Source organism: Kribbella sp. (assembly GCF_035687465.1).
GTDB lineage: Bacteria > Actinomycetota > Actinomycetes > Propionibacteriales > Kribbellaceae > Kribbella.
Genome location: NZ_DASRXP010000174.1, coordinates 1 through 11,466, shown reverse-complemented (window position 1 = coordinate 11,466; position 11,466 = coordinate 1). Strand labels below are relative to the sequence as shown.

10 protein-coding genes are annotated in these 11,466 nt (G+C 66.7%); 5 read left to right on the top strand and 5 right to left on the bottom strand.

Annotated elements, in window-relative coordinates; genetic code table 11:
* Window positions 1-5 precede the first annotated feature (5 nt).
* Together VFG33_RS08920 and VFG33_RS08915 are read left to right on the top strand one after the other, a co-directional pair.
* Entirely contained in the window at window positions 6-1,400 is a 1,395-nt protein-coding gene (locus tag VFG33_RS08920; RefSeq protein ID WP_325024354.1) for a M1 family metallopeptidase, read from the top strand.
* Window positions 1,397-2,194 (top strand): helix-turn-helix transcriptional regulator, encoded by a 798-nt coding sequence (locus VFG33_RS08915; protein WP_325024352.1) that lies wholly within the window; start codon window positions 1,397-1,399, stop codon window positions 2,192-2,194. The genes VFG33_RS08920 and VFG33_RS08915 overlap by 4 nt, the downstream gene beginning before the upstream one ends.
* Here the strand turns inward: VFG33_RS08915 and VFG33_RS08910 are convergent.
* A complete protein-coding gene (locus VFG33_RS08910) occupies window positions 2,188-3,225 on the bottom strand; it encodes an aminotransferase class V-fold PLP-dependent enzyme (protein ID WP_325024350.1) in 1,038 nt (345 codons plus the stop codon). The two genes, VFG33_RS08915 and VFG33_RS08910, sit on opposite strands and share 7 nt — an antisense overlap.
* 78 nt (window positions 3,226-3,303) lie before the next feature.
* Here VFG33_RS08910 and VFG33_RS08905 point away from each other — a divergent pair, with 78 nt between their 5' ends.
* A complete protein-coding gene (locus tag VFG33_RS08905) occupies window positions 3,304-4,245 on the top strand; it encodes a quinone oxidoreductase family protein (protein ID WP_325024348.1) in 942 nt (313 codons plus the stop codon).
* A 7-nt stretch (window positions 4,246-4,252) separates the two neighbouring features.
* On the opposite strand, the gene VFG33_RS08900 is transcribed toward VFG33_RS08905, so the two are convergent.
* The 4 genes from VFG33_RS08900 to VFG33_RS08885 all read right to left on the bottom strand — a co-directional run bounded on the left by VFG33_RS08900 (window position 4,253) and on the right by VFG33_RS08885 (window position 10,314).
* Window positions 4,253-5,860, bottom strand: coding sequence for a N,N-dimethylformamidase beta subunit family domain-containing protein (locus VFG33_RS08900; protein ID WP_325024346.1), 1,608 nt, complete (start codon window positions 5,858-5,860; stop codon window positions 4,253-4,255).
* A gap of 634 nt (window positions 5,861-6,494) precedes the next feature.
* A complete protein-coding gene (locus VFG33_RS08895) occupies window positions 6,495-8,480 on the bottom strand; it encodes an ABC transporter ATP-binding protein (RefSeq protein WP_325024344.1) in 1,986 nt (661 codons plus the stop codon).
* A gap of 29 nt (window positions 8,481-8,509) precedes the next feature.
* On the bottom strand, window positions 8,510-9,373 hold the full coding sequence (locus VFG33_RS08890; RefSeq protein ID WP_325024342.1) for an ABC transporter permease: 864 nt from the start codon (window positions 9,371-9,373) through the stop codon (window positions 8,510-8,512).
* A complete protein-coding gene (locus VFG33_RS08885; protein WP_325024340.1) occupies window positions 9,370-10,314 on the bottom strand; it encodes an ABC transporter permease in 945 nt (314 codons plus the stop codon). The genes VFG33_RS08890 and VFG33_RS08885 overlap by 4 nt, the downstream gene beginning before the upstream one ends.
* Before the next feature lie 106 nt (window positions 10,315-10,420).
* Here VFG33_RS08885 and VFG33_RS08880 point away from each other — a divergent pair, with 106 nt between their 5' ends.
* Both VFG33_RS08880 and VFG33_RS08875 read left to right on the top strand, forming a co-directional pair.
* Complete coding sequence (locus VFG33_RS08880) at window positions 10,421-10,768, top strand: Rid family hydrolase (protein WP_325024338.1); 348 nt, start codon at window positions 10,421-10,423, stop codon at window positions 10,766-10,768.
* A partial coding sequence (locus VFG33_RS08875; RefSeq protein WP_325024337.1) for an amidohydrolase family protein occupies window positions 10,755-11,466 on the top strand: 712 nt, incomplete at its 3' end. The genes VFG33_RS08880 and VFG33_RS08875, both read left to right, overlap by 14 nt.

The window sequence follows — 11,466 nt, the reverse complement described above, 5'->3', positions numbered from 1 at the left end:
GGGCGCTGGCACTCGACGCGATCCCGTCCGCGCGGCCAGTGGAGTCGGGCGCACACTCCCGACAGCAGGTTGAGGGCATGTTGGACACCTTGACGTACAGCAAGGGCGCTGCGCTCGTCCGCATGCTCCGGGAGCACGTCGGAGACGACGTGTTCCGCCGCGCTCTCAACCTGTACCTCCGCGAGCGTCCTTTCGGTACGGCGACCTCGACCGACCTGTTCGAGGCCTTCGACCGCGTGACCGGCCAACCCGTCAGCGAACTGTTCGTTCCATGGTTCACGGATCCGGGCCACCCGCGCATCATCGTGAACAGCTCCGCCGCCGGGGTGACCTTGGTCTGCGATCCCTTGGCCACCGTGCGGCGCACCCCGGTGACCGTCAACGTGAGCACTGCCGGGCAAGTCGTCCAGCATGCACTGATCGTTGATGAAAACTCGCAGTGGATCCCGTGGTCACGGCCCGCCGACTGGGTGGTGGTCAACCCGTCAGGGGTCGGGTTCTTTCGCACCCGCTACCTGCACGACAGCCAGCCGCCGATGCACGCGCTGACGCCGACGGAGACGGTCGCGCACCTGGACGACCTGTGGGACGCGACGCTTCGCGGCGATCAGCCACTCGAACAGCTGTTCACGTGGGTTCGATCCGGCGGTGATTCGTTGGGCGTGGCCGGCCTCGAACTCTTGACGAGGATCGCCCGATTCCTGCGACGGGCGCACGGCAACGACCGTTGGGCGGTCATCGTGGAACACCTCGCAGACATCCGCCCCGCCCCGCAACGCATTCCGGTGGACGGCCAAGAGTGGGATGAGTGGACCGCCGCATCGATCGCTCTGCACACAGAGGTGCTCGGCAACGAAGCGCTGGCCGCTGATTCCCTGGACGTCCTGCGACACCCGGACCGACACCTGGAGCCGGCACAGCTCGCCGTTCTGGCCCGCGCCGCGGTGGCCGGGTCGGATGACAGGTCAGCGTGGACTGAGGTGCGGCAGCTGTCGAAGGAGGCACCGTCCGCCACCGGACTGCTGGGAGCCTTGACGTTGGCCGGAGACCCGGACCTGGTACGCGCGGCCTTGGAGCTGTGTCTGGACGACGAGGTCGGTGCCGACCAGGTTCCATTGGTGATCGAGACAGTGATCACGGCGTCACGAACTGCGGATACTTCGTGGGGGTGGCTCGTTGAGCATTGGCCTGACGTGCGGTCGAAGATCAGCAAGTACCTGATTCCCCGTACGGTCAGGGGGATTGTAGAGTGCGGAGATGCGGTCCTCGCACGCCGGGCGGACTCCTGGCTTGACGGTGGGTCGGTAGGTTTGTCCGAGACCGCGGTCGCGCAGTTGAGGGAGCAGTTGGCGTTCTACACGCTGGCCGCCGTACGGATGAGCCACGGTGATTCGAAGTGAGCGTTGGCAGCCCTAGCGGCGTCGGCGCGGCGCCGGAAGGAGACCGGATCCTGAGTGACTCGACAGCTGCGTCGGAGGCCGACAAGCTCGACGTGGCGCTGACCGGCTTCTCCACCGAAGAGGCGCAGCGGTACCGGGAGGAAGCGGACGAGATCGTCAGCCGGTACGTCGCTCTGGTGGCGCCGCTTGCGCAGGTGTTCGGGCCGGACGCCGAGGTGGTGTTGCACAACTTCGGCAGGTTGCCGGCGTCGATCGTCGCGATCAGCGGGGACCTGAGTGGCCGGGACATCGGCGGACCTGCCACCGATCTGGCGTTGCAGAATCTGGCCAGCGACACGATCGCGCCGTACGAGATCGGCTATGAGTCGGTGTTGCCGAACGGGCGGCGGTGCCGTTCGTCGAGTATCCATCTGTTCGGGTCTTTTCGCCGTCCGGTGGGTTCGTTGTGTATCAACCAGGACGTCAACGCGCTGGTCGCGGCCCGGGACCTCCTGGACCAGTTGATCAACCTGCCGGACTCGGGGCGGAAGGTGACCGAGACCTTCCGGCGGAACGTCGGGGAAGTGACCGATGACGTGCTGGCGGCGGCGATCCGGTCGGTCGGCACGTCGGTGGACATGATGAGCAAGGCCCAGAAGGTCGAAGTGATGCGGGTGCTCAAGGTTCGTGGATTCTTTCTGCTCCGCGACGCTGTCGACCTGGCCGGTCAGGCCTTGGGGGTCAGCAGATTCACGGTCTACAAGTACTTGAACGAGATCGAGGCAGGCGAGGTCGAACCGCTCAACGGTCAGTGACTGCCTCGGAGAACGTTGATGACCCCGTCGACGTCCTCGTCGGTGTTGTAGAGGTGGAAACTCAACCGCACTCCCCCTTGGCGGACCGCGACCCGGTAGCCCTGATCGCGCAGCCGCGGCCCGAGCTCCAGTGAAGGGAGCATGACGATCGGGGATTCGGAGCTGGCGAGACCCGCTGCGTCCCGCACCCGGTTTGCCAGCCTTACGCAGTGGCCGGCGACCGCCTCGCGGTCCAGCGATGCCAGCCACGGCATCGTCTGTGCGGCGGCGAGTTGTGCGAACCACGGAGGAGAGCTGTCCAGCCGCCGCGCATCGTCCGCGAGGACCATCTCGGCCCCATAGTTGCTCGCCCAGCGATTCGCGCCCGCGGACCAGTTCGCCAATGCCGGGACGAGAGTGCCGTGCACGTGGTCCGGTGACCACATCCACGCCAGGCCACGCCAGCCGAGCAGCCATTTGTAGGCAGCGCCGACGACTGCGTCCGCCCAGTCGAGGTGCAGGTTCGCCCACCCTGCTGCTTGGGTGACGTCGATGATCACCTGAGTGTCAGCGTCCTGGGTGGCGAGACGGAGCTCGTCGAGGTCGGCGACGGCACCATCGGCAGACTGCACGGCACTGACAGCGACGACGTCGTACGCCGCGGCCTGTGCGGCGAGATCCGTGACGGGGACCTCGGTCACCGTCACCTCCCGGTGGCCGTGCGCCAGGAACGGGTAGGTGAGGCTGGAGTACTCGCCGGCGGGCACGAGGACCCGGGTTCCGTCGGGGGCGGATGCCGCGAGGAGGCCGACCAGTGCTGAGACGCTGGAACCTTGGGTGACGCCACGAACGCCGGCTCCGACGAGTTCCGCGTAGGCGGCGTTCGCCCTTTCCGCCGGTTCGACGAAGTCGGCCGGATTCCACCCACCCGACTCCCACCGGTCGACCACCGCCCGCAGCTGGACGGCCGCGTCGACCGGCGGCACTCCGATGGTTGCTGTGTCGAGATACCGGTACGAGCCGGCGAACGCTCGGCCGAATGACTCGCGCATGAGACCGAGACTACACATATCGTTGAACTAGCGCAACAAACTGTTGCAGAAAACCTCAGCTCTTCGTAGGCTGAGCGGATGCAGACAACCGCGGTCAGATTGTTGGCCCACCACCGGGTTCAGGTACAGACCGTCGAAATCCGGGAGCCGGACCAGGATGAAGTCCTGGTCGACATGGCGTTCGCCGCTGTGAACCCCGTCGACCTCTATGTGTCACGAGGCGCCGTAGCTCCGGACGGTCCACTGCCCAGAACCCTCGGCAGCGAAGGCGCCGGGATGCTCGACGGTCGAAAGGTGATCGTCCGCGGCCACGGATTCGGTGCCGCTCGCGACGGTACCTGGGCCGGCGCTCTCGTCGCGCCCGCCGCGTCCGTCATCCCCGTTCCGGAGGCCGTGCCGCTCGACCAGGCGGCGTCTCTCGGGATTGCCGGAGCTACGGCGATCCGGTGCGTCGAAGACCTGGCGAACGTCGCCGCGGCCGACCGCGTGCTGGTGCTTGGCGCCGCCGGTGGGGTCGGCTCGTTCATCACGTCGCTGGCCCGCGCCGCCGGCGCCACGGTTTGGGGACAGACCTCATCGTCAGCCAAGGCTGACTTCATCACCGGGTCCGGCGCGGAGAACGTGCTCGTCGGCGACGCGGACCTGATCGCGGACGACGCACGGGCGTTTCAGCCGACCGTGGTGTTCGACCCGCTCGGCGGACCCTTCACCGGCGCCGCGATCGGTGCCCTGAATCCTGGCGGTCGGTTGGTGCTGTTCGGTGCCTCCGCAGGCGGCGTCGGGGAAGTCCCGCTCCGCGAGCTCTACCGGAACGGCATCACTGTGCACGGGTACGCCGGGCTCCGTGATGACCCGGCGATGCTCGCCAACGCCACCACCCGCGCATTGGACGCAGTCGTCACCGGCGCACTCGCAGTCCACACCGACCGTGCCGTCCCGGTCGGTGACGTCGAAGAAGCGTTGCTCGCCATTGCGAACCGAGAGGTCCGCGGCAAGCTGGTACTCCGGCTGAGCGAGTGAGTCGCTGCTAGAGGTCCGTGGCGAACGGGGCCGGGTCGAGGAAGCGGCGGAGGACGTTGGCGGTCACGCGAGCGACGTCGTTGTCGTAGTTGTTCGCCGGCAGTTGTGAGCACCACGCGATCGAGCCGACTGAGAAGACCGCGCCGCCGAACCCGGTCTCGTAGAAGACGACGTCGGACCGCACCCGTGGGTCGCGGGTCCCGAGGCCCAGGCCCGGCTCGAGAATCAGGATGTCTTCGGTGGCCAGGGTGAAGGTGTCTTCGTGCAGACCTTCGGAGGTGGCGATCCGCAGTGCGTGGGCGGGGGTTCCCAGTTGAGGGTCAACCCGGTCTGTCTCTCCCCCGGCTGCGCCGTCGAGGAAGACGGCGGTCCCCGGCGCTGGTACATCGATGTCTTTGAAAAGGAAACCGACCCGGGGATCGCTTGCCGCGGGCAACGAGCGGTAGCCGGGATGTGACCGTTCGGATCCCAGTGCTGCGGTGCCGACGCCTGCGATGGCCTGCGGCGGGCGGCCGCGATGGCGCCACAGACCGCCGTGAACGCCGGTCGTCGCGTGATGGACCTCGCCTGGTTCGCTGCTCCAGGCACGGCTACCGCTGTAGGAACGGCGCACTTCCATCAGGTGCGGGCGGCTGGGAGAGATACTGGTCACCCAATAGAAGCCGTTACCACCTAGGTACATGAACGATCCGCCGCGGTGCTGGAACTCGGTGATGGCGTCGAGCATCTCCGCGGAGACGTACTCCGGATGCGGGCTGCTGATGACAACGCGATAGCCGGCCAGTAGCTCGGCCCCGCCAGTGTGCAGGTCATGGTCGGAGATGACGTCGTAGTCGACGCCGAAGCGATCGAGCCATTCAATGACCGACAGGTGTGAGCCGAGCAGGCCCGGTTCTTCCGAGACCCGCGACCAGTAGTCGGGGCGCAGCCCAGCGATCGGACGGCGAGTGGTCGCGAGACTGACCCCGCTGCCGTCGCTGTGGAGGTCATACAGGGACGATCCCCATTCGGGGTGGTCGTCGAAGAGGCGGTTCAGGGCTCGGTCGTCCGAGAGCGAGCCGGGGGCGGATGCCAGACCCGGGACGCGCGCATTGGCGTAGGCCAGCATGGTCATCGTCGACACGAGGAACAGCACCTTGTTGGACGCTCCCCGCCGCGGCGAGATGCACAAGAGGATGTGGTCGGCCTCGGCCTCCGTTTCGAGCCGTACCGCGTAGAGTCCGCTGGCCAATGACTCAGGTAGCTCGAGGACCGCGGTCGGGCTCCAACGGACATCGTCGAGGTCGCCCTCATGGAAGTGCGCACCGCCGTAGTGATCAGGGGCGATCGTCGGAGACAGCTGTCGTCCGTCGAAGCGATGTCCGGTCGCGGCGAGCGCCGGCGCGTTGACCAGAGTGAGGTGGTTCGCCGCAGGACCCAGATCGATCGCTGTGGCCTGGTCGGTGTCGTGACCGAGGTCCCAGTCATGCACGAGAGGGAGGTCCTGTGGAGTCATCGTGTCGGCGGCCAGGCTCTTCAGCTCCTCGGCGTCGAGCAATCCCTCGCAGATGAACGGCCGCTCGAGTTTGCCGTTGAGCAGACCCTCGACGTCGGGGAGCTGGTTGCCCGCGGACACGCGGGAACCCAACGCAGCAAGCAGAAGCGGGGCGGACGAGGCAAGAGCCGCTGTTTCGGATGGGACCTGACTGCGGAGGTGTTCGGCCGCGCCTGGTGCGCGTGGAGTGGGGACGACCGACAGCCGCAGTTCCCCTCTCCTCGAGTCGAAGCCCGCGGCCAGCAGACACCACGTGCGCAGCGGAAGTGACCGGCCGGCAGTCAGCCGTACGTCGCCGGCAAGAACACAGGGGCGACCTTCTTCGTCCAAAGCCAGTGCAACGCCCTCACCCCGGTCCGCATCACGCTTCGCGAGGATTCCCTGAAGTCGGCCTGGTGTCGCAGCGGCGAGCCAGACCCAGACGGCGAAGCTGACTACCGGCGGCAAGGGAACTGTGCCGTCGGCAAACCCGAACGACCCAATACGGGCCTGTCGCTGCCGCGTGCCCGCAACACGCTTCCTCGTGCCATCGATGCGCTGAACCGGCAGCTCGAACGGTCTCCCCGGACCCGAGGCGGGCCCGGTCAGCCGAGTGAGTTCAAGGTCGACAAAGGGCGCGTCCGTCGAGACGTGGACCGTGACCGTCGACCCGGGCTCCGCGGTGAGTCGGTCGCAGTAACCGGTGAGCATTCGCCAACCTCCAGTTGCGTTGTCTTCAGACGGTTGCCGGCTGCCGGAGTGGGTGGTGGCACGCGACTACATGGCCACCACCGAAGTCCCGCTGTTCCGGCTCCTCTTCGCACACCTTCGTGGCGAGCGGGCATCGAGTCCGGAACCGGCACCCGGTCGGAGGGTCGATAGGGCTTGGTAGGTCTCCGCGCAACACGCTCTGCCCGGTCTGCTTGGTCGGATCAGGTTCAGGGATGGCGTCGATGAGGGCAGCTGTGTACGGGTGCGCCGGCGCTCGATAGACACTGTCGACCGGGCCGACCTCCACCAGCTTGCCGAGGTACATCACGCCGATCCGATCCGCGAGGTACCGGAGGACCGCGAGATCGTGGGAGATGACCAAGGACGACATGCCACGCTGTTGCTGCAACCGCTTCATCAGGTTCATGACCTGCGAACGGACGGACACGTCGAGGGCACTGACCGGTTCGTCCGCGACGACCACTTTCGGGTTCAGCATCAGCGCACGCGCCAGGCCGATCCGTTGCCGCTGACCTCCGGAGAACTCGTGCGGGTAGCGTTCGACGCTGTTCGCCGGCAGCCCGACCTCGTCCAGCGCGAGACGGATCCGCTGGTTCTGCTCGGGTCGTCGACCCACGTGCTGGATCTGCAGCGGCTCCCGCAGGATTTCTCCGACCCGCATCCGCGGGTCGAGGGAGTTGAACGGGTCCTGGAACATCAGCTGGACGTCGCGGCGCGCCACCCGGAGCGCCTTGCCGCGGAGTGCGTAGATGTCACGGTCCTCGTAGCGGACCTTGCCGCCATCGGGCTGTTCAAGTCCGACGAGCATCCGCGCCAGCGTGGACTTCCCGCACCCGGACTCGCCGGCCAGCCCGAACGTCTCACCAGCGGCGATCGTCAGCGACACGTCGCTGACCGCACTGACCGTGCCGAGACGACGGTTGAAGACGCCGCGCGAGGTCACCCGGTACTCCCGGGTCAGGTTCGAAGCAACGAGCAAGGGGCGGGCAGGGTCGGCCGGGACACGGATGATCGGTGTGATCGGCAACAGATTCCGAGCTGGTCCGTCGACCGGATTCCAGCACGCGTACCGGTGGCCCTCGGATCCGTCGAGCGGCGGGTTCTGCTCCTCGCAGGTCGCTGTCGCCTGGGTGCAGCGGGCCGCGAAGGGGCAACCTTTCGGCGGGTCGGTGAGGCTCGGCGGAAGGCCTGGGATGGTGCTCAGCGGTTGGGTCGGGACGGATTCGAGCCGTGGGATCGAGGACAGCAGGGCCTTGGTGTAGGGGTGCCGCACCTGGTCGAAAAGCCGCGCGGTGTCCGTCATCTCGACGATCCGGCCGCCGTACATCACTGCCGTCCGGTCGGAGCGGTTGGCGACGACGCCCATGTCGTGGGTGATCAGGACCATCCCCATTCCCAGGGACAGCTTCAGCTCATCCAGCAGATCGAGGATCTGCGCCTGGATCGTGACGTCGAGCGCTGTGCTCGGTTCGTCGGCGATCAGCACCTTCGGTTCACAGGCGAGCGCGATGGCGATCATGACCCGCTGCCGTTGACCGCCGGACAACTGGTGCGGGTAGTCCCGCATCCGCTCCGCGGGCCTGGGCAGCCCGACGAGCGCCAGCAGTTCCTCCGATCGTGCCCGCGCGTCCGCGCGACTCTCGCCGCGGTGCAGGATGACGACTTCGGCGACCTGATCGCCGATGGTCATGGTCGGGTTCAGTGATGACTGGGAGTCCTGGAACACCATCGCGAGGTCGTTGCCCCGGACGGCACGGAGTTGCTGGTCGGAGATGCCGACGAGTTCGGTGCCGTCCAGCTTCACGGACCCGGCGGTGATCCGTCCGCCGGCCGGCAGCAGCCCCATCAGTGCGAGCCCGAGCGTGGATTTGCCGCTGCCCGACTCACCGACCAGGCCGAGCGTCTCGCCCCGATCGACGGTGAAGCCGACGTCGGTGACAGCGTGCACGGTTGATCGGGACAGCTCTATCTCGACCGTGAGGCCTGCCACGGTAAGGGCATGGTTATTCACGAGGTCCCCTAGCGCCGGCGGAGCCGGACATCGAAGGTGTCCCTGAGGGCGTCGCCGACGAAGTTGGCGGCGAGCACGACGAGGACCAGGCAGCCGCCGACCGGGTAGACGAGCCACCAGTTCCCGTTCGCCAACTGGTCCTGGGCGCCGGCGAGCATGTCGCCCCAGGACACTTCGGGGTACGCGAGACCGAACCCGAGGAACCCGAGGTACGCGACGACGAGGACACCGTCGGCGAGTTGGAAGGTGACGTTCACGATCACGACGCTCAGCGCGTTGGGGATCAGGTGCCGCCGCACGATCCGGGCCTTCCCGCTGCCCATCACCTGGGCCGCCAGGACGTAGTCGCGTTCGCGGATGCTGAGCACTTCTCCCCGCACCAGCCGGGCGGGGACGAGCCAGGCGAACAACCCGATCACGAAGCTGAGCGAGACGACCGTTCCCTGGTACTTGGTCGCGAGAATCAGGACTACGAACAGGAACGGGATAGCGAGCAGGATGTCGACAGCCCGCATCATGAACCCATCGACGAAGCCGCCGACCAGGCCGGCGACCGCGCCGAAGACGGTGCCGATGACGGTGGCGATGAACGCCGCGAGGAACCCGATCAGCAGTGCCGACTGGCCTCCCTCCATCAGGCGGCCGAGCACGTCGAAGCCCGCGGTGTCCGTGCCGAGCCAGTGTTCCGCACTCGGCGGTTGAGAGCTTTGCAGCGGGTCCGCGAACACCTGCTCGGTCCGGTAGATCAACGGGCCGACGAAGCAGAACAGGATGAAGATGACGAGGATCGCGACCCCGACCAGGCCCATCCTGTGACTCGCGAAGTCGCGGACGCTGAGCCGCCAACTGCTTTCGGAATGTGTCGTGGTCATCGGCGGATCCTCGGATCGGCGGCGGCACTGGCGACGTCGGCCAGGAAGTTGCCGAGGACAACGAGGACGGAGCCGAGCAGGGTGAGGGCCAGCAGGACGGGGTAGTCCTGGTTCTGCAGCGAGTGGAAGAAGAGCAGGCCGAGCCCCGGGTAGTTGAAGAGGCTTTCGGTCACCACGCTGCCGGCGACGAGCGCTGGAAGCGACAGCCCTACCAGCGTGATCATCGGCAGACTGGAGTTGCGCAGGAGATGTCGGTACCGCAGTTGCCGTTCGCTGAGTCCCTTCGCGCGGGCCAGGCGGATGTAGTCCTGTCCGAGGTTGTCGAGAGCCGACGATCGCATGTAACGGGAGAACCCGGCGAGTTGGACCGCGGCGAGGGTGAAGACGGGCAGAAGCATGTGCTTCCAGTCGAGGACCACTGCCACCGTGCTGTGCTCCTGGCTGGCTTCAGCGGGGAGCCAATTCAGGGTGATCGCGAAGACCTGCAGGAGAATGATGCCGAGGAAGAAGGACGGCATGGAGTACAGAACGAAGTTCAGTGTGGTGACGGCGTAGTCGATCGGCTTCTTCCGATGGACGGCCTGGAAGATCCCTAGCGGGATCGCCGCGCTGACGGCGATGGCCAGTGCGGCGGAGGACAGGTACACGCTCTTCCCCAGGTACTGCCCGACCAGGTCGGTGACGCTCTGCGCAAGCTTGTGGGAATAGCCGAGGTCCCCGGTGAACAGCCCGCCGAGGTAGGACACGTACTGGATGAACAGCGAACGGTCGTAGCCGTATTGGGCGTTGAACGCCTCGACGGCGGCGGGAGAGGCCTTGGCGCCGAGCACGACCAGCGCAGGCGAAGGGCTGATCAATCGCAGCAGAAAGAAGGTGATCGTGACGACTCCCAGCACCACGAGGACGCTGACTGCGAATCGTCGGATCACGTGCAGAAGCATGGGCCGACGCTAGCGCAGGATTCCCGGCACGGCAACGGTTTGTTGCTCGAAAGCAACATATCGTGTTAGTTTCGCTGACCTCGAGACCCCAGCGAACGGATGGATGATGACGCTCCAGTTGCCTTTCAGTACTACGGTCCGCGTCGGCGAGGTCGTCGCCGTCTCCGGTCAACTCGGTCTCCGCAACGGTGAGCTCGTCGACGGAGGGATCAAGGCGCAGACCTCCCAGGCGATCGAGAACCTCAAGGCCGCACTGGCCGGCGAGGGGCTCGGACTCGAGAACGTCGTCAAGGTGAACGTGTACCTGATCGACATGCGCGACTTCGCCGCGATGAACGAGGTGTACGGGCCGGCGTTCGGGGAGAAGCTGCCGGCCCGCACCGCGGTCGCAGTCGCCGGGCTGCCGCAGGGTGGGGTGGTCGAGCTCGAAGCCTGGGCCCATGCCGACCGGTGACCAGGACGGCGCCGGTCTCGTCCTCTATCGCAACGCGAACCTCTTCACCGGTGTCGGGGACCACGCCTGCCACGCCGGTGCGCTTCTGGTCGACGGGGACCGGGTTGTTGCAGTTGGCAACGAGTCGAGCTTCCCGGCCGAGCTACGAAGCTCCGCCGACACCGTTGACCTAGCCGGTCAGTACGTCGTACCGGGCCTGATCGACAGTCACCAGCACCTCGCGACTCCGCCCAACCGAGCCTTCGCCGAAGCGCAGTTGGAGCGTGACCTGTTCGGTGGGATCACCACGGTCCGAGACATGGCCGACGACCTGCGCAGTATCGCTGAACTCAGCCGGGCTGCCTGGAACTTCGAGATCGCCGCACCAGATGTCAGTTTCGCCGCCTTGTTCGCCGGACCCTCGTTCTACGAAGACCCGCGGGTGATCGTCGCGTCCCGTGGCTACGAACCAGGGGCCGCGCCGTGGATGCAGGCGGTGACAGCGGAAACGGACCTCGAGGAGGCCGTCACCCTTGCCCGCGGAACGGGTGCGGCCGCGGTCAAGATCTACGCGAACCTCGACAGAGAGCTCGTCGAGCGGATCACCACCGAAGTCCGGCGGCAGGGCCTGCAGGTGTGGGCACACGCAGCGGTGTTCCCGGCATCACCTCAGGACGTCGTGAGTGCCGGCGTCCACGCGGTCAGTCATGCCCGGTTGC

What these genes read in the sequence shown, in the direction of transcription:
- VFG33_RS08910 (WP_325024350.1), bottom strand. Translation starts at nt 3,225, where the DNA reads ATGCGCGAGTCATTCGGCCGAGCGTTCGCCGGCTCGTACCGGTATCTC.
- VFG33_RS08890 (WP_325024342.1), bottom strand. Translation starts at nt 9,373, where the DNA reads ATGACCACGACACATTCCGAAAGCAGTTGGCGGCTCAGCGTCCGCGAC.
- VFG33_RS08885 (WP_325024340.1), bottom strand. Translation starts at nt 10,314, where the DNA reads ATGCTTCTGCACGTGATCCGACGATTCGCAGTCAGCGTCCTCGTGGTG.
- VFG33_RS08880 (WP_325024338.1), top strand. Translation starts at nt 10,421, where the DNA reads ATGACGCTCCAGTTGCCTTTCAGTACTACGGTCCGCGTCGGCGAGGTC.
- VFG33_RS08905 (WP_325024348.1), top strand. Translation starts at nt 3,304, where the DNA reads ATGCAGACAACCGCGGTCAGATTGTTGGCCCACCACCGGGTTCAGGTA.